The organism is Streptomyces sp. NPDC048361, assembly GCF_040651795.1.
GTDB lineage: Bacteria > Actinomycetota > Actinomycetes > Streptomycetales > Streptomycetaceae > Streptomyces.
Genome location: NZ_JBEZKW010000015.1, coordinates 33,020 through 54,520, shown reverse-complemented (window position 1 = coordinate 54,520; position 21,501 = coordinate 33,020). Strand labels below are relative to the sequence as shown.

General features: G+C 70.0%; 20 protein-coding genes. 13 read left to right on the top strand and 7 right to left on the bottom strand.

Annotated features, from left to right (window positions below; all coding sequences use genetic code 11):
* Positions 1-62: 62 nt before the first annotated feature.
* The 6 genes from AB0D31_RS11355 to AB0D31_RS11330 all read left to right on the top strand — a co-directional run bounded on the left by AB0D31_RS11355 (position 63) and on the right by AB0D31_RS11330 (position 5,265).
* Positions 63-623: a hypothetical protein gene (locus AB0D31_RS11355; RefSeq protein WP_362720222.1), complete on the top strand. Its 561-nt coding sequence runs from the start codon at positions 63-65 to the stop codon at positions 621-623.
* A 7-nt stretch (positions 624-630) separates the two neighbouring features.
* Complete coding sequence (locus AB0D31_RS11350; protein ID WP_362720219.1) at positions 631-1,251, top strand: OmpA family protein; 621 nt, start codon at positions 631-633, stop codon at positions 1,249-1,251.
* Positions 1,252-1,486: 235 nt separating this feature from the next.
* Complete coding sequence (locus AB0D31_RS11345; protein WP_362720216.1) at positions 1,487-1,918, top strand: hypothetical protein; 432 nt, start codon at positions 1,487-1,489, stop codon at positions 1,916-1,918.
* Positions 1,919-1,924: 6 nt separating this feature from the next.
* Complete coding sequence (locus AB0D31_RS11340) at positions 1,925-3,709, top strand: alpha/beta hydrolase (RefSeq protein WP_362720213.1); 1,785 nt, start codon at positions 1,925-1,927, stop codon at positions 3,707-3,709.
* Between the two features lie 99 nt (positions 3,710-3,808).
* Complete coding sequence (locus AB0D31_RS11335) at positions 3,809-4,285, top strand: hypothetical protein (protein WP_362720211.1); 477 nt, start codon at positions 3,809-3,811, stop codon at positions 4,283-4,285.
* A 224-nt stretch (positions 4,286-4,509) separates the two neighbouring features.
* Positions 4,510-5,265 (top strand): hypothetical protein, encoded by a 756-nt coding sequence (locus AB0D31_RS11330; RefSeq protein ID WP_362720209.1) that lies wholly within the window; start codon positions 4,510-4,512, stop codon positions 5,263-5,265.
* Here the strand turns inward: AB0D31_RS11330 and AB0D31_RS11325 are convergent.
* Complete coding sequence (locus AB0D31_RS11325) at positions 5,255-5,629, bottom strand: DUF192 domain-containing protein (protein WP_362720206.1); 375 nt, start codon at positions 5,627-5,629, stop codon at positions 5,255-5,257. The genes AB0D31_RS11330 and AB0D31_RS11325 overlap by 11 nt on opposite strands.
* Before the next feature lie 46 nt (positions 5,630-5,675).
* On the opposite strand from AB0D31_RS11325, the gene AB0D31_RS11320 reads away from it, so the two are divergent.
* Positions 5,676-6,479, top strand: a complete 804-nt coding sequence (locus tag AB0D31_RS11320; RefSeq protein WP_362720204.1) for a class I SAM-dependent methyltransferase — start codon at positions 5,676-5,678, stop codon at positions 6,477-6,479.
* A 28-nt stretch (positions 6,480-6,507) separates the two neighbouring features.
* Positions 6,508-8,052, top strand: a complete 1,545-nt coding sequence (locus AB0D31_RS11315; RefSeq protein WP_362720201.1) for a DUF2079 domain-containing protein — start codon at positions 6,508-6,510, stop codon at positions 8,050-8,052.
* A gap of 407 nt (positions 8,053-8,459) precedes the next feature.
* Here AB0D31_RS11315 and mgrA read toward each other — a convergent pair whose 3' ends face one another.
* Positions 8,460-9,497 carry an L-glyceraldehyde 3-phosphate reductase gene (gene mgrA / locus AB0D31_RS11310; RefSeq protein WP_362720198.1) on the bottom strand — a complete coding sequence of 346 codons (1,038 nt, stop codon included), beginning with the start codon at positions 9,495-9,497 and terminating at the stop codon, positions 8,460-8,462.
* Between the two features lie 136 nt (positions 9,498-9,633).
* Here mgrA and AB0D31_RS11305 point away from each other — a divergent pair, with 136 nt between their 5' ends.
* The 4 genes from AB0D31_RS11305 to AB0D31_RS11290 all read left to right on the top strand — a co-directional run bounded on the left by AB0D31_RS11305 (position 9,634) and on the right by AB0D31_RS11290 (position 15,086).
* On the top strand, positions 9,634-10,395 hold the full coding sequence (locus AB0D31_RS11305; protein WP_114037243.1) for an isoprenyl transferase: 762 nt from the start codon (positions 9,634-9,636) through the stop codon (positions 10,393-10,395).
* Positions 10,396-10,956: 561 nt separating this feature from the next.
* Positions 10,957-12,279: a PhoH family protein gene (locus AB0D31_RS11300; protein ID WP_362720195.1), complete on the top strand. Its 1,323-nt coding sequence runs from the start codon at positions 10,957-10,959 to the stop codon at positions 12,277-12,279.
* Between the two features lie 385 nt (positions 12,280-12,664).
* Positions 12,665-13,378 (top strand): transglycosylase SLT domain-containing protein, encoded by a 714-nt coding sequence (locus tag AB0D31_RS11295; protein ID WP_362720192.1) that lies wholly within the window; start codon positions 12,665-12,667, stop codon positions 13,376-13,378.
* A gap of 169 nt (positions 13,379-13,547) precedes the next feature.
* On the top strand, positions 13,548-15,086 hold the full coding sequence (locus AB0D31_RS11290; RefSeq protein WP_362720189.1) for an AI-2E family transporter: 1,539 nt from the start codon (positions 13,548-13,550) through the stop codon (positions 15,084-15,086).
* A gap of 87 nt (positions 15,087-15,173) precedes the next feature.
* Here AB0D31_RS11290 and AB0D31_RS11285 read toward each other — a convergent pair whose 3' ends face one another.
* Positions 15,174-15,707, bottom strand: a complete 534-nt coding sequence (locus tag AB0D31_RS11285; protein WP_345253202.1) for an alkyl hydroperoxide reductase — start codon at positions 15,705-15,707, stop codon at positions 15,174-15,176.
* Between the two features lie 3 nt (positions 15,708-15,710).
* A complete protein-coding gene (locus AB0D31_RS11280; protein WP_328310379.1) occupies positions 15,711-16,265 on the bottom strand; it encodes a peroxiredoxin in 555 nt (184 codons plus the stop codon).
* 152 nt (positions 16,266-16,417) lie between these two features.
* Between AB0D31_RS11280 and AB0D31_RS11275 the strand changes: the two genes are divergently transcribed.
* A complete protein-coding gene (locus tag AB0D31_RS11275) occupies positions 16,418-17,371 on the top strand; it encodes a LysR substrate-binding domain-containing protein (RefSeq protein WP_362720185.1) in 954 nt (317 codons plus the stop codon).
* 561 nt (positions 17,372-17,932) lie between these two features.
* Here AB0D31_RS11275 and AB0D31_RS11270 read toward each other — a convergent pair.
* The 3 genes from AB0D31_RS11270 to AB0D31_RS11260 are packed head-to-tail and all read right to left on the bottom strand — an operon-like array spanning position 17,933 to position 21,473.
* Positions 17,933-20,263: an FtsX-like permease family protein gene (locus tag AB0D31_RS11270; RefSeq protein WP_362720182.1), complete on the bottom strand. Its 2,331-nt coding sequence runs from the start codon at positions 20,261-20,263 to the stop codon at positions 17,933-17,935.
* Positions 20,260-20,952 carry an ABC transporter ATP-binding protein gene (locus tag AB0D31_RS11265; protein WP_362720179.1) on the bottom strand — a complete coding sequence of 231 codons (693 nt, stop codon included), beginning with the start codon at positions 20,950-20,952 and terminating at the stop codon, positions 20,260-20,262. The genes AB0D31_RS11270 and AB0D31_RS11265 overlap by 4 nt, the downstream gene beginning before the upstream one ends.
* The gene (locus tag AB0D31_RS11260) at positions 20,949-21,473 is read right to left on the bottom strand and encodes a PadR family transcriptional regulator (RefSeq protein ID WP_362720176.1); all 525 of its coding nucleotides are present in this window, start codon (positions 21,471-21,473) and stop codon (positions 20,949-20,951) included. Before AB0D31_RS11260 ends, AB0D31_RS11265 begins: the two co-directional genes overlap by 4 nt.
* Positions 21,474-21,501 lie beyond the last annotated feature (28 nt).

Sequence of the window (21,501 nt, the reverse complement as noted above, 5' to 3'; positions counted from 1 at the left end):
TGACGAATAGAGGAATGGCACCGATGAATGTTCGGTATGCGTTGAAGGCCCGGAGGGGGGCTATGGCGGCGACGATGGCGGTCGCCCTGGCCTTCACCATGGCCGGATGCGGGGACAGCGGTACGGGTAAAAAGGCGGGCGCCGACACCTCGGGCCAAGTGAAATCGGGTTCGGCAGGCATTCCGCAGAAATCGGATGGCTCCACCCCGAAGACCGACCCGTCGGTCAAACTCGCTGAAGCCACCGGCCAAGGCGGGGTCGTACTCACGGTCAACAGCGTGACTCGCGACTCGGGCGGATTCCTCACTGTGTCAGGCCAGCTCAAGAACTCGGCCAGTGAGAATTTCAACCACACAAGCGCATGGGCCGGTACCGAGCGCGACGTCCTGGCCAGTGGTGACTCCGTCGCCGGTGCCACACTCGTGGACAAGGTGGGCAAGAAGCGGTACTACGTGCTGCGCGACACGGGCGGCAAATGCCTCTGCACGATGGGGATTTCCAGCGTAGATGCAGGTCAGAGCCTCCCCTTCTTCGCCCAGTTCCCCGCCCCACCCAACGGCACCAAGGAAGTGGACTTCCAACTCCCCACCTTCCCCACCATGACCGTCCCCGTCTCCGGGTGATCACGCCATGACCAGAACCCGGCACGCAGCCGTAGCGTTCGCCGCCGCGCTAGTCCTGGCCGCCGGCGCCGGCACCACGTACGCCGACGACACGCCCAGCAGCCCCCCGCTGCCCGGCACGGAGGCGACGAGCGATCCCTCGATGAAGGTCGACGCGACGTCGCCGAATCTGAAGCTCCCCGAGGGCGGCACGCTCGCCGCGCCCAAGGTGCTGGACATCAAGTCGATCGTCGAGGACCAGGGCGGCGAGGAGCGGCGCTCCGACACCAATACGAGCGTGACGTTCGCGCTGCAGGCGGAGGTGCTGTTCGCGATGGACAGCGCAGCCCTGTCGCCCGACGCCAACGACCGCATCCAGGGCATCGCGACGGAGATCAAGAAGCAGAAGGCGACGAGCGTCCGCGTCTTCGGCTTCACGGACAACCTCGGTACGCATGAACACGGCGTGGTCCTGTCCAAGGAACGGGCGGACGCCGTGCAGAAGGCGCTCTCGCTCTCCCTCGGCCCCGATGTGACCTTCGAGATCCGGGGCTACGCCGAGGACTACCCGATCTCCGACAACTCGACGGAGGACGGCCGCAAGAAGAACCGCCGCGTCGAGGTCAGTTTCACGCGCAGCAACGGCTAGGCGGTCGACGCCCTCTACGTGTGCCGACGTACGTGCGCCGACGACCGAGCGTGAGCTCGGGCCGCCGCCGCACCGCGACGTCCTGAGTACGGATACTCAGACCGCTTGAGTGATCGCACGGACGTCTTGAGCCGGGCTGCTCGGCTAACCTCCATGCCGCCAGCCTCAATGGGCGGCAACGCAACCTGGTGACGCGCCTCCGAGGTCGCGCTTGACCGAGGGGGAGGAGCCACGGATGCCGTGGGACGAGTGGGAGCAGCTGAAGGCCCAAGCGGCCGACCGGCACAGCACCCGTATGCAGATCAATGGGCTTCCGTCAGCCGGGGCCGGGAGCGGCGGGTCCGACTTGCTGATTACCGCCACGCCGTGGGCCGGCGCGGCCGGAGTGGCCAGGGAGCTTCACAAGTCCACTCATGACGGCCTGACTGAACTCAAGGAGTCGCAGGACGGGCTGGGCAGCGGTGCCGAGGGCTTCGACTGCACGTCCGCGTTGAGTGAGATACAGCCGACCTGGGAAGCACGGCTCGGGTCCCTGCGCGATGAGTGTGACCGGCTGAACGAGACCCTGGGCAAGACCGGCAAGCACTTCGGCGAGGTGGACCACGACGTCCACGACCACGTGGGCCCCTCTGTGCAGAGCCCGACCAAACCCAGCTGGGCCAGGTGATCCCGGATGCCCACGTGGCAGCAACTGCGTGATGTGAAGATAACCGAGTTCGAGGAGGCCGCTGATGGCTGGGGAAAGGTCAGCCACCGCGCCGACGCCGCACGCATCAGAGTCGACCAGGAGATGTCGATTCCTGTTCGCAGCACCCAGAACGGTGAGACCCCTGATGCGGCCGTCGGCCGGCTCAACCGGCTCAGCGACAACTACCAGTACCTGCACAGCGAGTGTGGATTGGTACGCACCTCGCTGCACGCCCTCGCCGTAGAACTCTGTGCGCCGCAAAGGAAGTTGAAGCAAGCTCTCGAAGACGCACACTCGCTGGGTTTCACGGTGAATGCGGACGGGTCGGTGACGTACCCCAACTCTGCCCCTCTCCTGCCCGGTGCGGGTAAGGCCACTCCGGGTGCCCCCTTCCCCTTGCTGCCCGGCAAGGGTGAAGGGCAGGGCAACGCCAACAAAGGCAAGGCCGAGGACATAGCCGAGCGCATTTCCACCGCTGTCAGCGAAGCCAACGACATCGACAGCCGCTACGCGGGGGTACTGCGCAAACTCAAAGCTCCCGCCGGCCTGGACGTCACTAAGGAGATGCTCGCCGATGCCGGCCAGGACCTGGAGGCTGTGCAGAAGGCGGCGGGAGGAGTCGTCCACAAGGACGACATTCCGCACGGCAAGACGCCGGCAGAGAACAAGGCCTGGTGGGAGGGCCTGACCGACGAGCAGCGCGACGAGTACGCCACGCTGTATCCAGTTGAGGTGGGTGCTCTCGATGGCCTGCCCGCCGTCGCGCGGGACACCTCCAACCGTATGGTGCTGGCTGAAGCGCACGCTCAGGTGCAGATCGATCTGGCCAAGCTCGGCCCGGAGCCGCAGAAGACCACGCAAACCACGACCGGACCGGTGATCAACCCCCTGTGGAGCATGTGGGACAAGAAGAGCGGTCCGCTCAAGAAGCAGCTCGCGGGCATGGATGCCATTCAGGCTCGATTCGATGCAAGCGGCATGCCGGGGGAGAACGGCAAGTCAGGTTTGCCGCAGGCGTATCTCCTGGGCTTCGACACTCAGGGCATCGGCCACGCCATCGTCTCCAACGGCAACCCCGACACGGCCGACCACACCGCCGTCTACGTGCCGGGGACGACTTCGAACCTCGCGGGGATCGGCGGAAACATCAATCGGGCGACCCACTTGTGGCAACAGGCACAAGCCCAGGCCCCCGGGGAGACGACAGCCACCATCACGTGGCTCGGCTATGACGCTCCGCAAGGACTCGTCTCTGATGCGACGTCCGACGACTACGCCTACGCCGGGGCTCCCAAGCTGAATAACTTCCTGGACGGACTGCAAGCGACCCAGGGCGGGCCGGACAAGAGTCACACCACCGTCATCGGCCATAGTTACGGATCGACCGTGATCGGTGCCGCCGCGATGGAACACGATCTGGCAGCGGACGACGTCGTGACGGTCGGTAGTCCGGGAGTGCTGGTCGGCTCGGCCGACGAGCTCGATGTGGGTAAGAATCATGTGTGGTCCGAGGCAGCCCGATCCGATCCCGTCCCCTTCCTCGGTAGAGATTTTCTCGCGGGATGGAAGTGGGGCGTCAACACGTGGAACGGAATTCCCTATGACGCCGGGTACATCGAGTCGATCCCCTCTGACGAATCGTTCGGAGCGCATCGCATGGATGTCGACACGAGCGGGCACAGCGACTACTGGAACCAGGACTCGCAGTCATTGAAGAATCAGGCATGGGTCGTAGTGGGCCGCTACAACCGCGTAGAGGAAGACGACTAGATGCTGAGCCGCACCGGCCCGAGGATCCGCAGGTGCGCCGCGAGCGCTTTGCCGCTCTTTCTCGGCGTCCTACTTTTCGCGACAGGATGTGCTGACGACGTGAACAACAACCCCGCCGACACCCCGGAGACCCTGTCCGTGGGAAAGGCGCGCGAGAGGACCAGCGGTGTGTCCAGCCAGATCCTCGAAATGATCGGGATCAAGGAGGGGAAGGTGACGGAACCGGGGCCGGGTATCGCCCCGTGCGAGGAAGACCCGCATCACCTGTACCGGGCCAACCATCCTTGGTCCGTCTACTCCGTCTCCTCCGAAGAGGTGCTGAAGGACGGATTTCAGCGGCTCCGCGAAAGTCTGCCCGAGCGCGGATGGAAAATCGTCGAATACGGTCCGAACAAGAGCAGGGCGAAGACGCTTGAACTCACCGCCGATTCGACGAAGGAGCGTTACTCGATCAATGCCGAACTGGTGGTGTCCAGCCCGACAGCGGGTAAGGAATCCAACCCGCTCATCCTGGTGACCGTGACATCAGGCTGCTTCCGCGCCCCCGAGGGGACCAAGCTGGACCAGGAGTTCTGACCCGACGACTCGTTCGGAACAGTTCGACCCCCGGCGTTCGCCCTGCCCCGGGCCTGGCCGCACCACCACCGACCTGTCCTACCCGCCCAACCCGGCTCCGAAGTCGGCGTTGGTTCCGCTCCGGTCCGGGTACCCGGGAGACTTGTGGTGTCACCATTGGTCGAGCGGAATTGGGCGGGGCAGGACCCAGCCAATCCACAGGAGTGGTTGTTACGGTGCTGGGTATGAAGCCAAGGCTGCTACGGAGCCGTGCGGCGACGGCCGGGGTGTGTCTCGTCGCGCTCGCCGCCGCGGCCTCGTGTGGGCCCGCCGACGCGGGAGCCAAAGGTGCGGGGGGCTCGGTGCGGGAGACCGGCGTCGCGCCCGGTGCGAGTGCGAGTACCGAGGTCCGGGCGGCGCCCGGGGCGCTCAACAGTGACCAGCTCGCCGCCGCCGCGCTCGTGACCGGCGATGTGAAGGGCTTCTCGGCGGAACCCATGGAGGGCGGCACCCCCACCAGCAACTCGCGGACCTCGAAGGACGCCTGCATGCCCTTCGTGTCCGTCATCAACGGCACCCCCCAGCCCACTCCCTCCGCGACCGTCTTCCGCCGGCTCACCGACACCGCCGAGGACGGGCAGGCCGACCAGACTGTCGTCACCGAGGTGCTCGGGGCCCACCCGTCGGGCGCCACCGAAGTGCTGCCCCGGCTGCGTACCGCCATCGAAGCGTGCGCCGACGGGTTCACGACCAGGGGCGGCGACCTGGAGCCTTCGGCCTTCACCGAGGTCAAGGAGCTGCCCGCGCCGAAGGCCGGCGACGAGGCCCTCGCGTACGAGCTGATGGGCGAGGCCCAGGGCGACCCGGTGCCGATGGTCTTCCTGGTGGTGCGCAGCGGCACGACCGTGGTGACGTACTACGCCGTCGACGTGACCGGCGACGACACGCCCCAGATCCCGCCCCGGCTCGCCGTTGCGCAGGCGGCCAAGCTCAAGTCCTGAGATCCTGACCGGTCGCGACCGAGACGACGACACCCGGCCGCAGCCCCCACCCCGCCATCGCGCCCGCCTCCGCCTCCAGGACGTGCCGCGCGCGCGGCCGGAGCGCGCCGAGCCGGCCCGGCGCCATGGTGCGTACCGCGAGCACCCGCAGATGCCGGTCGAGATGGGCCACGTCGATCGCGAAGCGCATCCGGAAGGTGTGCACGCTGCTCGCCGGGGTCAGCAGGAGCGCGCCCTGGATGCCGTCGCGCCCGAGCAGGCCCCGCGTGCGGGCCCGGTAGGACGCCGCGATCTCCAGCGCCACCTCCGTCCCGGCGCCGTCGAGCACGCGCAACACGCCCGTTCCGTCCCTCCATCGGCCCATGGATAAACGGTAGTGGCTCGCGGGGCCGCCGCGTAGGGTCCGCAACATGGGCCGAAACATCAGGAACCACAACAACCGCCCCTTCGAGGAACTGATCGACGAGGCCGCGTCCGTCTCCGTCGACGGCTGGGACTTCTCCTGGCTGGACGGCCGGGCCACCGAAGAGCGGCCGTCCTGGGGGTACGCCCGTGCGATGGCCGGACGGATGGCCAAGGCCACGGCCGCCCTCGACATCCAGACCGGCGGTGGCGAAGTCCTCGCCGCCGTGCCGCAGCTGCCCCCGCTCGCCGTCGCGACGGAAGGCTGGCCGCCCAACGTCGCCCGCGCCACCGGCCTGCTCCACCCGCGCGGAGTCGCCGTCGTCGCCGACGAGGACAAGCCGCCGCTGCCGTTCGCCGACGGCGCCTTCGACCTCGTCGTCAGCCGGCACCCCGTCACCACCTGGTGGGCCGAGATCGCCCGCGTCCTCTCCCCGGGCGGCACCTACTTCTCCCAACAGGTGGGCCCGGCCAGTGTGTTCGAGCTCGTCGAGTACTTCCTCGGGCCGCAGCCGCCGGAGGTGCGCGGCGGGCGCGACCCCGGCAAGGCGCGCAAGGAGGCGGAGAGCGCGGGGCTCGAAGTCGTCGACCTGCGCCTTGAGAAGCTGCGGACCGAGTTCAACGACATCGGCGCCGTCGTCTACTTCCTGCGCAAGGTGATCTGGATGGTGCCCGGCTTCACCGTCGAGGAGTACCGCGACCAGTTGAAGGTGCTCGACGAGCAGATCCGTACCGAAGGACCCTTCGTCGCGCACACGACACGCTTCCTGATCGAGGCGCGGAAGCCCCTGAGGCCGACCCGCGCTTCCTGAGGCCTGGCAGGCCCTAGCATCGGGACACATGGGGACAATCGCTGACCAAAGGGTAGGGCGGGGTGCGCAGTCGCCGAGCATGCCGCTGCCCGCCGCCTTCCGTATCCCGCGCGTACGCATCGGCAGGCCCGCCCTCCTGTGGTGGGGGTGGGCCGCCGCGCTCTTCCTCCTGTACGCGGCCGTCTCCGCCCGGCGGCAGGCGCTGGTCCGCACCACCGGCTACGACCTCGGCATCTTCGAGCAGGCCGTCCGCGCCTACGCCCACCTCGACGCACCCGTCTCCCCCCTGCGCGGCGACGGCTTCAACCTCCTCGGCGACCACTTCCACCCCGTGCTCGCCGTCCTCGCCCCCCTCTACCGCCTCTTCCCCTCCCCGTACGCGTTGCTCCTCGCGCAGGCCGCACTGCTCGCGCTCGCCGTGGTGCCACTCGCCCGGCAGGCCGCCCGGGTCGTCGGACGCAGGGCCGCCCACGTCGTCGCCCTCGGGTACGGGCTGAGCTGGGGCATCGCATCGGCCGTCGGCTTCGACTTCCACGAGGTGTGCTTCGCGGTCCCGCTCGTCTCGTACTCCCTCGAAGCGCTGGCCCGCCGCAACTGGCGGCGCGCGGTCGCCTGGGGCGTGCCGCTCCTGCTCGTCAAGGAGGACCTCGGTCTCACGCTGGCCGCGATCGGCGCGTACGTGGCCTGGCGCGGGCCGCGCCGGCTCGGCCTCGCCGCCGCCGCGCTCGGACTCCTGGGCAGCGCCCTCGAATTCAAGGTGGCGATGCCGTTCTTCAACCCGGCGGGCACCTACGCCCACGCAGCGAACCTGGCACCCGCCCACCACTCCCTGCTCACCACGCTCCTGCTCGCGCCGCTGGACGCGGTGCGCCCCGAGGTGAAGGCGACCACCCTCGTCCTGGTCTTCGCGCCCGCCGCGCTGATCGCCCTGCGCTCGCCGCTCGCCCTGATCGCCGTGCCCACGCTCGGCTGGCGGATGCTCTCCACCAACGCCTTCCACTGGGGGACCGCCTTCCACTACACGGCCGTCCTGATGCCCGTCGTGTTCGCCGCCCTCATCGACGCCCTGCGCCCCTATGCCGCCGCAGGTGATCCGCTGGCCCGGCGCCATGTGCGGGCCTCGCTCGCGACGGTCGCCGCCGTCACCCTCGTCCTCGTGCCGTCCTTCCCGCTCGCCCAGCTCGCCCACCGCTCCACCTGGCGCACCGACCCGCACGTCCTCGCCGTACGCGGTCTGCTGCGGAACATCCCCGACGGCGCGACCGTCGCCGCCTCCAACCGCCTTGCCCCCCAGCTCACTTCACGCACCACGGTCGTCCTGTTCCCCACCTTCCCGGTGGCGGGCAGGCTGTACGAGACGGGCCGCGCCATCCCGCGCCCCACCGCGCAGTGGATCGCCTACGACCGCCGGCCCGCGCCGTCCTGGCCGTACCCGCCCGGCACCTGGCCCTACCCGGCCGACCGTCAGGAACGGGAGTACGCCCTCGCGCTCGCCAGGTACGGATACGTACGGGTGGCGCAGGCGGACGGGGTTTCGCTGCTGCGGCGCGTGGCACGAGGCGCCGCCGGCTAGGCGCGGTAGCGCAGGCAACCCCTGTGCTGAGCCCTCGTGCAGGCTCCGTCGTGTACGGAGCGACACCACACGGTCACATGACGCCGTGCCCCCAGGGCCAGAGGGGTGAAGCAGGGCCGGAGCGAATTCTCGGCCCCGCAGAACGGCGTCCGACGCCGCCTTACTCCGACGCCACCCCCTCTGACCTGCACGGTCAAGGCGAGGGCCGACGGCCGGGTCACCCCTGCGGGGGACCGCGAAACCGTACTGGCCCGGTTTCGGAGCGTAGTTCTGGAGCGTCATGGCACCCAGCAGTACTTACGAAGGGTTATGGTGGAAACCCCCCTCGGGCCGGTCCGTATCCCCCCCACGGACCGGCCCGTTTTTTCATGTCCGGCGCTCCGTCCTTCCGCGCCCTTCCTCGCGCGTCAGCCGCGCCCGGCCCAGATGTTGGTGCCCTCGGTGTCCACGGCGAAGGCGTCGATCTCCTTCAACTCCCCATCGGTGAGCGCCGGTCCGGCCAGCGCCGCCACGTTCTGCTCCAACTGCCGCACGCTGGACGCGCCGATCAGCGCCGACGTCATCCGCGGGTCACGCAGCACCCAGGTCAGCGCCAGCTCCGCGAGCGACTGGCCGCGCCGGGCGGCGATGTCGTTCAGGCCGCGCAGACGGCGTACGACGTCGTCGGAGAGCAGGTTCGGGTCGAGGGACTTGCCCTGGCTGGCGCGGGAGCCCTCCGGGATGCCGTCGAGGTACTTGTCGGTGAGCAGACCCTGGGCGAGCGGCGCGAAGGAGATGCAGCCCATGCCGGCCGCCTCCAGGGTGTCGAGCAGTCCGTCCTGCTCCGTCCAGCGGTTGATCATCGAGTACGACGGCTGATGGATCAGGGCCGGCACACCCATCTCCCGCAGCATCCGCGCCGCCTGCCCGGTCTGCTCGCTGTTGTACGAGGAGACACCCACGTACAGCGCCTTGCCCTGCTGGACGGCGGAGGCGAGCGCGCCCATCGTCTCCTCCAGCGGGGTGTGCGGGTCGAAGCGGTGCGAGTAGAAGATGTCGACGTAGTCGAGGCCCATGCGCTTGAGCGAGGCGTCGAGCGACGACATCAGGTACTTGCGCGAACCCCACTCGCCGTACGGCCCGGGGTGCATCAGATAGCCGGCCTTGGTGGAGATGACGAGCTCGTCCCGGTACGGGGCGAAGTCCTGGCCGAAAATCTTGCCGAAGTTCAGCTCGGCCGAGCCGGGCGGCGGGCCGTAGTTGTTGGCCAGGTCGAAGTGGGTGACGCCCAGGTCGAAGGCGCGGCGCAGGATCGCACGCTGGGTGCCGAGGGCCCGGTCGTCACCGAAGTTGTGCCACAGGCCGAGCGACACGGCGGGAAGCTTGAGGCCGCTGAGGCCGGTGCGGCGGTACTCCATGGAGTCGTAGCGGTCGGCGGCAGGGAGGAAGCGGAGCGATTCAGTCACGTTTCCCTGCTTATCACGGACTTGTGACAGACCGAGTTGGGCCGCCATGACCCGTGCGCAGTACTGTGCTTTCCCTGGGGCGGCTGGTGAGCGGGGCGGCGGCGGGCCCCCGGAAGGCAACGAGAGGGTGAAATCGGTGAGTTTGCGCGACCTGGTCTACAGGCTCTATGCGCGCCGGGTGGAAGGCCGCCTCGACCACGACCAGGTGCCCAAGCACATCGGCGTCATCCTGGACGGCAACCGGCGCTGGGCCAAGGCATCGGCCCGCAGCCCCGAGCAGGGCCACCAGGCCGGCGCCAGCAAGATCCAGGAACTGCTCGGCTGGTGTGCCGAGACGGACGTCGAGGTCGTCACCCTCTGGCTGCTCTCCACCGACAACCTGGACCGCCCCGAGGATCAGTTGATCCCGCTGCTCGGCATCATCGAGGACGCGGTACGGGACTTGGCGGCGGACGGGCGCTGGCGCGTGCACCACGTCGGCAACGCGGATCTGCTGCCGGGCCACACCCAGGCCGTCCTCAAGGAGGCCGAACAGGCCACGCACGACATCGACGGGATACTGGTCAACGTCGCCGTCGGCTACGGCGGCCGCCAGGAGATCGCGGACGCGGTCCGCTCCCTGTTGCTGGAGCACGCGGCGAAGGGCACGTCCTTCGAGGAGCTCGCGGAGATCGTCGACGTCGAGCACATCTCGGAGCACCTGTACACGCGGGGGCAGCCCGATCCCGACCTGGTGATCCGCACGAGTGGCGAGCAGCGTCTGTCGGGCTTCATGCTGTGGCAGTCGGCGCACTCCGAGTACTACTTCTGCGAAGTGTTCTGGCCGGCCTTCCGCAAGGTCGACTTCCTGCGTGCCCTGCGCGACTACGCGGCGCGGCACCGGAGGTACGGCACCTGACGGTGCGTCTTCACCCCGCTGCGGCTGAACCCCGCCCTCTGCCCCGCTGCGGCTGAACCCCGCCCTCTGCCCTGCTGCGGCTGAACCCCGCCCGCGCAGTTCCCCGCGCCCTTGAGTACCCGGCGCCGGGGCCCGCATGGACGTACTCAGCCTGTCCGGCGTTTGAGGACCAGCGCCCCTGTAGGGGACCCGGTGCCGGCCGGTCGTGCCCCCCCGCGGCGGAGCCGCGAAATGGCGCAGCCCCGCGCCCCCAGGAGGGCTCCCGGGGTCCGGGGCGGAGCCCCAGGGGGAACTCCAGGCATACGACGGGGCATGGCTTCGCGTGTTCGAGGGCATAACCCACCCAGGTCGACGTCCGGACCACGGGCGTCGGATCTCAGTGGGTGACGGCAACGCCACCCGCCCGGGAGGCCCTTTGCACCAGGACGACCGCGCACCGCGCGCGGGCGACGTGGAGGGCCGGAGCTCGGCCCGCGCAGCGCGGTCGAAGCCCGGTCCCCGTTTCCGCGACGCCGTCGCACCCCGTTCTCATGCGCCTCTTACGAGGGGGTACGTCCTTCCGTGGTGACCAGCACAAAGCGCCGCATGCCCGACCGGCGCACCTACGTCCTCGACACCAGCGTCCTGCTGGCCGACCCCAACGCGATGACCCGGTTCGAGGAGCACGAAGTGGTGCTCCCCATCGTCGTGGTCACGGAGCTGGAGGCAAAGAGGCACCATCCCGAGCTCGGTTACTTCGCCCGGCAGGCGCTGCGCCTGCTCGACGACTTCCGGGTCCGGTACGGACGTCTCGACGCCCCCATCCCCATGGGCGAGCTAGGCGGCACCCTCCGTGTCGAGCTGAACCATTCCGATCCCGGCGTGCTGCCCGCCGGCTACAGGCTGGGGGACAACGACTCCCGAATCCTCGCCGTCGCCCGGAACCTCCAGGCGGAGGGATACGACGTCACCGTCGTGTCGAAGGACCTGCCGCTGCGGATCAAGGCGTCGTCGGTGGGCCTGCTCGCGGAGGAGTACCGCGCGGAGCTGGCCATCACCGACTCCGGCTGGAACGGCATGGCCGAACTGCCGCTCAGCGGCGAGCAGGTCGATCTGCTCTTCGAGGAGGAGACGCTCTACGTACCGGAAGCGGCGGAGCTTCCCGTGCACACCGGGCTCGTGCTGCTCTCCGAGCGCGGCAAGGCGCTCGGCCGGGTCGCGCCGGACGGCAACGTCAAACTGGTGCGCGGCGACCGTGAGGCGTTCGGCATCCACGGCCGCAGCGCCGAGCAGCGCATCGCGCTCGATCTGCTGCTCGACCCCGACATCGGGATCATCTCGATGGGCGGCCGGGCCGGCACGGGCAAGTCGGCGCTCGCGCTCTGCGCGGGCCTCGAAGCGGTTCTGGAGCGCAGGCAGCACAAGAAGGTGATGGTCTTCCGGCCGCTGTACGCGGTGGGTGGTCAGGAACTCGGCTACCTCCCGGGCTCCGAGGCCGAGAAGATGGGCCCCTGGGCCCAGGCCGTCTTCGACACGCTGTCCGCGGTGACGAGCCGTGAGGTCATCGAGGAGGTCACCTCGCGCGGCATGCTCGAAGTCCTGCCGCTCACCCACATCCGGGGGCGCTCCCTGCACGACGCCTTCGTGATCGTGGACGAGGCGCAGTCCCTGGAACGGAACGTCCTGCTGACCGTTCTGTCCAGGATCGGGGCCAATTCGAGGGTGGTGCTCACCCATGACGTGGCCCAGCGCGACAACTTGAGGGTCGGCCGGTACGACGGTGTCGTCGCGGTCGTCGAAAAGCTCAAGGGACACCCGCTGTTCGCGCATGTCACCCTCACCCGGTCCGAGCGTTCGCAGATCGCGGCGCTGGTGACCGAAATGCTGGAGGACGTCTCGATCTGAAGCAGTACGCACCAGTTGGCGCCGCCGGGCAAGCGCAGCAGCCTAGCCGGGCGGCGCCTTCGCGTGCGGGAGATCGGAGGAAATTCGAGGGCCCAATGGGGTGTGAGGTTTCACACGCGGCAGGGAATTGCCACCCGGCTCCGGCTTCCGGCAGAGTCTTGCATCCGTCAGGCCCCGCATACGGCACCCCTGTACCCCGGGTACCCCGGTACCCACGCAACTCAATAGCTGAGCCGTATGCCGCCCGCGCATCACGCGGCACTCCCCGCAAGGGAGTTGCCCACCGGGTCAGATCCTCCCGTGACCCAGCAGTTGGGAGGAGAGAGCCAGGGGCACGATTGCGTCCGCGAGGTCACCCGTGCGGACGCTGCTGGAAGGAAACCGTGTGAGCCGGATCTCGGTCCGGGGGTTCGCGGTGGCGTCTGCCACTGCCGTGACCACCGTTGGCGCCGTCGTCGGCGTTGCCGCAGGCAGCCCCGCCGCCGCCTCGAACGACAACTTCGAGGCCACCGCCGCCGATTCGACGCTCCTGGCGGACATCCCCGCAGGACAGCAGGCCCAGGTTCAGACCGCGTCCCTGACGCAGCAGGCGGACGCGCAGGCCGCGCAGGCCAGCGCCGCCGCCAAGAAGTCCGCCGAGGAGGCCGCGCGCGTTCAGGCCGCGCAGGACGCCAAGGCCAAGAAGGACGCCGCGGACAAGGACAAGGCCGACAAGGACAAGGCCGCGCAGGACGCCAAGGCCCGCGAACTGGAGACCGAGGCGAGCCGTTCCGCCGCACGGACCGACTTCGCGGTCAAGAGCTCCTACTCGATCGACGAGATCCAGTCGATCGCCCGGCAGATAGTGCCGGCGGGCCAGTTCCAGTGCTTCAGCCACATCGTGAACAACGAGTCGAGCTGGAACTACACGGCGACGAACTCCGGTTCCGGTGCCTACGGTCTCGTCCAGGCGCTGCCGGGCTCCAAGATGAGCTCCGTGGGCTCCGACTGGCGTACCAACCCGGCCACGCAGATCAAGTGGGGCCTCAACTACATGAACGACCGCTACGGCAGCCCCTGCGGCGCCTGGTCGTACTGGCAGTCCCACAGCTGGTACTAGAGACCGCTCGGTAGGCCGGCCCGGCGCAGAAACACTCCGGGACCGCTCAACCTTCCGGAGCCCCGCACCGTCCTTCGGTGCGGGGCTCCGCCCGTGTACGGTCATCTGCACGGTTCGGGGGTAGGCGGTGGGGAGACTCAACTGCGGGGACAAGGGAAACGGCGGGAACATGTCGAGAGTGCCCAATTTGCTCGGACGGCTCGGCGCCGGGCTCACGCGGATGGGGGAGCGCCTTGAGGAGCGAAGGGCGGAGGCGGACGCCGACGCCGGGCATGACCCGGTGACCGTCGCCCCCGCGTCGCCTGCTCCCACGTCGTCCGGTTCCGTACAGACCGTCCCCGCGAACGCCGCTCCCGCGAGCGCCGTCAGCGACAAGGCCGTTCCCGACAACGCCGCTCACGGGAAGACCGTTCCCGACAACGCCGCTCACGGGAAGACCGGTCTCGTGAAGGCGGGCCCCGCGTCCGGCCCGGGCTCCGCCGCGGCGGAGCCCGGCTCCGCGGACGACCAGGCCCCCGAACACGTACCGCCGCCACCCTCGTACGCGCCCGCGGTCGCCGCCCGTCCCGACCCGGTCGACGCGGTGCCGTGGAGCATGCGGGTCGCGGCCGCCGTCGGCTGGCGGCTGCTCGTGCTCGGCGGCGCCATCTACGTACTGACGCAGATCATCAGCGCGGTCAGCCTGGTGGTCCTCGCATTCGTCGCGGCCCTGCTGATCACCGCGCTGCTCCAGCCGACCGTGGCCCGGCTCAAGCGGATGGGGCTGCCGCGCGGCCTCGCCACCGCGGTCACCGCGATCTCCGGGTTCGTCATCATGGGCCTCGTCGGCTGGTTCGTGGTGTGGCAGGTCATGGACAACCTCGACGACCTGTCCAGCAAGGTGCGGGCCGGTATCGAGGAGCTCAAGCGCTGGGCGCTGAACAGCCCGTTCCACGTCACCGAGGACCAGATCAACCAGATCGCCAAGAACCTCAGCGACACCATCGGGGCCAACACCAACGAGATCACCTCGGCCGGCCTCCAGGGCGTGACCGTCCTCGTCGAGGTGCTCACCGGCATCCTGCTCGCGATGTTCTCGACGCTGTTCCTGCTGTACGACGGCCCGAAGATCTGGCAGTGGGTCCTCAACCTGGTGCCGGAGGCCGCCCGCCCGGGCGTCGCGGGCGCGGGCCCCAAGGCGTGGCGCACGCTCACCGCCTATGTGCGCGGCACGGTGATAGTGGCACTGATCGACGCGATCTGCATCGGCATCGGCATCTACTTCCTGGGCGTGCCCATGGCGGTGCCGCTCGCCGTGTTCATCTTCCTGTTCGCCTTCATCCCGCTGGTCGGCGCGGTCGTCTCGGGCGCACTCGCCGTCGTGGTCGCGCTGGTCACGGACGGCGTGTTCAACGCCCTGATGGTGCTGCTCGTGGTCCTGGCCGTACAGCAGATCGAGGGGCACGTCCTGCAGCCCTTCATCCTGGGCCGCGCGGTACGGGTGCACCCGCTCGCCGTGGTCCTCTCGGTCGCCGCGGGCGGCCTGGTCGGCGGCATCGGCGGCGCCGTCGTGGCGGTCCCGCTGGTCGCGGTCACCAACACGGTCGTCGGCTACCTGCGCAAGTACGCCCGCGACAACGCCCTGCGCAGCGCCCGGGCGGTCGAGGCGGGCCCGCCCGCGCCGGCGCCCGCCCCGGTGGCCGCCGCGTCCGGGGGCGAGCGCGAGTAGCGGCCGAGCCGGCCGTACGCATGCGGAAGGGCCCCGCCGGATCGTTTCCGGCGGGGCCCTTCTCGGTCGTGCGGTCCTTACGCGGTCCTACTGGGCCAGCGCGGCCTCGGAGTCGAGGGTGACGCCCACGGCCTGGATCACCGCGGCGATCTTGAAGGCTTCCTGGATCGTCTCGCGGTCGACACCGGCCTTGCGCAGCACCTGCTCGTGCGAGTCGAGGCACTGGCCGCAGCCGTTCACCGCGGAGACGGCGAGCGACCACAGCTCGAAGTCGACCTTCTCCACGCCCGGGTTGCCGATGACGTTCATCCGCAGACCGGCCCGCAGCGTGCCGTACTCCGGGTCGGAGAGCAGGTGGCGGGTGCGGTAGAAGACGTTGTTCATCGCCATGACGGCGGCGGCGGCCTTCGCGGCCGTGTACGCCTCGGGCGACAGGTTGGCCTTGGCCTCCGGCTCCAGCTCACGCAGCACGATCGGGCTGCGCGAGGCGATGGCGGTGGCGAGCACCGTGCCCCACAGCTGCTGGGCCGGGAGCTCGGAGTTGCCGATGACCGAGCCGAGGTTCAGCTTGAGGTCCTTGGCGTAGTCCGGCACGGCGGACTTCAGCGCGTCGAGGGACATGGGTCACTCACCGGCCAGCAGCGCGACCGGGTCGAGGGTGGTCTCGCCCTTGGTCCAGTTGCACGGGCACAGCTCGTCGGTCTGCAGGGCGTCGAGGACCCGCAGGACCTCCTTGGGGTTACGGCCCACGGAACCGGCGGTCACCATCGTGAACTGGATCTCGTTGTTCGGGTCGACGATGAAGACGGCGCGCTGCGCGAAGCCGTCCTCGCCCTCGATGCCGAGGTCACGCATGAGCTCGTGCTTCGAGTCGGCCAGCATCGGGAAGGGCAGGTCGGTCAGGTCCGGGTGGTCCTTGCGCCAGGCGTGGTGCACGAACTCGGAGTCGCCGGAGAAGCCCAGGATCTGGGCGTCACGGTCGGCGAACTCGTCGTTCAGCTTGCCGAACGCGGCGATCTCGGTCGGGCACACGAAAGTGAAGTCCTTGGGCCACGCAAAAACTACGCGCCACTTGCCCTCGTAGGTCTTGTGGTCGATCTGCTGGAACTCGTTGCCGCTCTCCAGCGACACGCAGGCAGTCAGGTCGTACGTGGGGAACTGGTCACCAACAGTGAGCACGCGCTCTCCTTGCAAAAACGAGGAAGCCCGAATCGAGCGGATTCGGGAAGCTTCCTGCGGGGTTGGACGGATTACCGATCCTGGCACAGCCCTCATTGATCAGGGAAATAGCTAGACTGGGTCACCGTGATCGGAGGTGCCTATCAGTGACCATGACTAATAGGGGTATGGGCAACAGGGGCAAACAGCCCAGCCTGGCGCAGCTGCGCGCGTTCGCGGCCGTCGCGGAGCATCTGCACTTCCGCGACGCGGCGGCGGCCATCGGCATGAGCCAGCCCGCCCTGTCCGGCGCGGTCTCCGCGCTTGAGGAGGCGCTCGGGGTGCAGCTCCTGGAGCGTACGACCCGCAAGGTGCTGCTCTCCGCGGCGGGGGAGCGGCTCGCGGTGCGGGCCAAGGCGGTGCTCGACGCGGTCGGCGCGCTGATGGAGGAGGCCGAGGCGGTACGGGCGCCGTTCACCGGGGTGCTCCGGCTCGGCGTGATCCCCACCGTCGCGCCCTATCTGCTCCCCGCCGTCCTGCGGCTCGTCCACGAACGCTACCCGGAGCTCGACCTCCAGGTGCACGAGGAGCAGACCTCCTCGCTGCTCGAAGGGCTCGCGGCGGGCCGGCTCGACCTACTGTTGCTCGCGGTGCCGCTCGGGGTGCCCGGGGTCACCGAACTCCCCCTGTTCGACGAGGACTTCGTGCTCGTCACCCCGCAGGACCACTGGCTCGGCGGCCGCGCCGGGATTCCGCGCGAGGCGCTGCGCGAGTTGCATCTGCTCCTCCTCGACGAGGGGCACTGCCTGCGCGACCAGGCGCTCGACATATGCCGGGAGGCGGGGCGGACCGAGGGGGCGCCGGTGACGACGACCGCGGCCGGCCTCTCCACGTTGGTGCAGCTGGTGGCGGGCGGGCTCGGCGTGACGCTGCTGCCGCGTACGGCGGTCGAGATCGAGACGGGCCGCAACGACCGCCTGGTCACCGGGTACTTCGCCGAGCCGGCGCCCTCGCGCACGATTGCCCTGGCGATGCGGGCGGGGGCGGCGCGGCAGGGTGAGTTCGAGGAGTTCGCCGCCGCTCTGCGGGGGGCGCTGCGAGGCCTTCCGGTACGGGTTTCCGCGTGACCGGGTTACCCGCTGTCCGGCGTGGGCCGGTCCCACCTCATGCGCAGTTCCCCGCGCCCCTGGCTACTCGGTGCCGGCCCACATCGGCATAGCCGGCCCGTCATGGGGGTGCCCCCTGGCCCGCGCAGCCCCAGGAGCATGGACCTCGGCCCCACTCTCACCCCCGGAGGGTTTCGGGGAAGGGGCGGGTGGGGCCTCCCGGGGCCAGGGGCGAAGCCCTAGCAACCCGCCTTTCGGCTGCGGACCGTGCTGGGTCACCCGCGCAGTTCCCCGCGCCCCTGTAGGGCACCCGGTGCCGAGCAGTCGCCCGGACCGCGGGGGAGAGCCGGTAGGGCATCCCCCACCGAGCAGTCGTGCGGGCGGTGGCGGAGCCTGTAGGGCACCCGGCACCGAGCACTCGCCCGGACCGCGGCGGAGCCGGTAGGGCATCCCGCATCGAGCAGTCGCCCGGACCGCGGGGGAGCCGGTAGGGCATCCCGCATCGAGCAGTCGTGCGGGCCGTGGCGGAGCCGGTAGGGCACCCGGTGCTGGCGCCGCCCCCATGCCGAGCGCGCCGCACGGCTACTCCGTGCGGAGGCCGTCCGGACGCATCAGGCGCCACAGAGGCGGCAGGGACAGGGCCGTGACGAGGAGGACCACGCCCGCGCCGATCCCCACCATCGACACCGCCGGAACCCAGTCGACCGCCACCGCACGACCCACCATCCGCAGCAGCACCGAGCCGAGCCCGAGGCCCACCCCCGCCGCGAGTGCCAGGCCCAGGGCCACCGGCACCGCGGTCTGCCACAGGACCGAGAAGCTCAGGGTGGAACGCCGGGTGCCGAAGGCGACCAGTGCGGAAAGGAGCTTCCTGCGTTCGCGCAGCTGCTCCAGCATCGACACGAGCAGGCTCGCCCCGATGAGCATCAGGACCGCCGCGGCCCCGATGTACAGGCCCTGGCGTACGCCCGCGAACCGGGCGTTGGTCTGCGTGCCGGTCAGTGCGCGCGCCGAGCTGAGCGGGTCGGCCTCGGCGGCCAGGTTCAGTACCCGCTCCTTGGCGAGGGCGTCGCCGGGGGCGGTCGACACGTACACCGTGGAGTGGACCGGCAACCCCACGCCGTGCGGCAGCGCCGCCGGGGTGACCAGAATGCCGGGGCGGCGCTGACCCCCCGGGTCGGGGCGGGCCGCGACCTTGCGGGTGGCCGCGGGAACGGCCCAGCGGACCTCCGCACCCTTGGTGTCGGAGCCGCCGTTGGTCGGGTCGAGGTAGAGCGTGCCGCCCGGCGCGGGCAGCCCCTCGGGCTGCCAGTCGGCGCCGGTCGCGATGAAGACGTCGCCGTCCTTGCACGACGGCAGGGTGGCGGCCTCGCCCAGGTCCGTACAGGTGCCGACCGTGACCGGGGTGTAGTGCTGTGACTCCTTCGCCTTGTCGCCGCCGTCGAGCGAACCGAACACGACCGCGGCGGACACACCCTCCGTGCCCTTCAAGGCGCTGATCTCGCGGGCCTGCTCGTCGGGCGAGGCGTCACCGAGCGGAACCACCACCTGCGCCCGATGGGTGTCCTCGCCGTTCGACTTCACGTAGTCGCCCTCCACGGCGCCGAACAGCATCTGCAGGGCGATCGCCCCGGCCACCGCGACCGCGATGCCGTTCACCATGCGGGCCGCCGAACCGGACGTCAACTGGAGCCTGCGTACGGCTAGTTGCCAGCCGACCGGGCCGCCGCCGAGCCTGCGGACGACCGCCTCCACCAGCCAGGGCAGCAGCGCCGTCACGCCGATGAGCAGCAGCACCGTGCCACCGATGACTTGAGCCTGGTTGAACATGCCGTGATCGCGGCCCCGGCCGACCATCGGCAGCAGCAGTCCCGCGCCGGCCAGCGGCGGCAGTACCCGCCACCACATGCGGCGCCTGCGCGGCACCGAGGTGCGGACGACACCGAGGGGCTCCACGACCACCGAGCGCATCGCGAACAGGGTCACCGCGACCGCCGACGCGGGCACCGCGAGCGCCACAGCCACCGCGAGCAGCGGGTTCGGGTCGAGGTCGGCGGGGAAGACGTTGAGCCCCGCCACCGAGACGTCGCCCACGTACTGGCGGCCGATCGCGAAGAACACGGCGCCGATGACGACGCCGACCGCGGCCCCGGCCAGCGCCTCGCCCGCCGCCATCCAGCGCGTCATGCGGCGGTCGGCGCCCGCAAGGCGCAGCGCCGCCAGTCTTCGGTCGCGCCGGTCGCCGCCGAAGCGTACGGCGGCCGCGATGAACACGCCGACGGGCATGAGCAGCACCACGAAGATGATGACGATGAGCAGTGCCAGGATCGGATCGAGCTTCTCCTGGACGGCGTCGACGAACGCCGTGACCCGCAGCACCTCGCCGCGGTCGCTCACCTCGTTCTTGCGCTGCGTGAGGATGTCGCTGCCCGCGTAGTAGGCGAGTTCGTGCGGTCCCATCAGGCCCTGGTCGGCGATGGTGGACGTGATCTTGTACGGGATGCGCTCGCGCAGCAGCGCGCCCTCGGGGGAGGCGAGCAGGTCGCGCAGGGCGGGCGAGGCGACCATGGTGCCGGGCGCCGGAAGCGTCGAGACGCCGGGCGGCACCGGCGCCTTGGGGCCCTCCGGCTGGACCAGCCGGCCCCGCACGTCGGCGCCCTGGTACTCGGTGTCGGCGCGCCCGATCAGGAGGGTGTTCCGCGCGGGGCCGCTGTTGACCGAGGCCCCGTAGTCGTTGCGCGCGTTGTCGCGGTCCTGCCGCGCGGTGAGCGCGCCCGGCAGCGCGGTGGTGCCGAGCAGCAGGGCGACGCCGAGACCCACGCCGACCGCGGTGAGCAGGGTGCGCGTCCAGCCTTCGCGGCCCCCCGCCAGGGCGAACCGGGCGCCGAAAGCGAGATCGCGGAGCAGGCTCATACGGAGTGCTCCAGCATCATGTCGCGGGACTTTCCGTCGCGTACGACGATCTCGCGGTCCGAGTAGGCCGCGACCCGCGCCTCGTGGGTGACCAGGACGACCGCCGCGTTGGTGGAGCGCGCCGCCTCGGTGAGCAGCTGCATGACGCGCTCGCCGTTGAGGGAGTCGAGCGCGCCGGTCGGTTCGTCGGCGAAGACGACACGGGGCTGGGTGACGAGCGAGCGGGCCACGGCCACCCGCTGGCCCTGGCCGCCGGAGACCTCGCCGGGCCGCTTGTTCCCGAGGTCGGCGACCTCAAGGCGCTCCATCCACTCCAGGGACCTGCGCTCGGCCTCCTTGCGCTTGACGCCGGTCAGCCGCAGCGGAAGCGCCACGTTCTCCACGCATGTCAACTCGGGCACCAGCTGGCCGAATTGGAAGACGAAACCGAACTCGGTGCGGCGCAGCGCGCTGCGCTCGGCGTCCGGCATCGCGGACAGCTCGCGCCCGTCGTACGTGATCGTGCCCGAGTCCGGGGTGACGATCCCGGCGAGGCAGTGCAGCAGCGTCGACTTGCCGGAGCCGGACGGGCCCATCACCGCGACGACCTCGCCGGGGTGGATGGAGAACCCGGCGCCGTCGAGGGCCGGGGTGGGGCCGTAGGCCTTGTGCAGGTCCTTGGCGATGAGCAGGGAGCCGGCGGGCGTCATGCGCGTACCTCCGTGGCGAGCTGGGTGAGGCGGGCGGCGGTCAGTTCGAGCCACCGCAGATCGGCTTCCAGGTGGAACAGGGCGTGGTCGCAAATGAGTTGGTCGCTGAGGTCGCCGCGGCGCTTGCGGTCGGTGAGCACGCGCATCAGGCGCAGGTGTTCGGCGCGCTGGGTGTCCAGCATGTCGCCCGCGTCGCGGCCGGTCAGCAGGGCGAGGACGACCTTGGTGTAGAGGGTCGACTGGAGGTAGGGCTCGGGCTTCTCGGGCTGCCTGAGCCACGTCTCGACGTCGGTGACGCCGGCCTCGGTGATGGCGTACCGCTTGCGCTCGGGGCCGCCGCCGGCCTCCACGCCGTCGACCTCGACGAGCCCGTTCTTCAGGAGCCGGGACATCGTCGAGTAGACCTGCCCGTAGTGCAGCGGACGGTCGTGCCCGAACTTCTCGTCGAAGGCGCGCTTCAGGTCGTACCCGTGACGTGGGCCCGATTCGAGGAGCCCGAGGAGGGTGTGTCCGATGGACATGGTGCCTTCCTTTCCTTCTCAACTACCG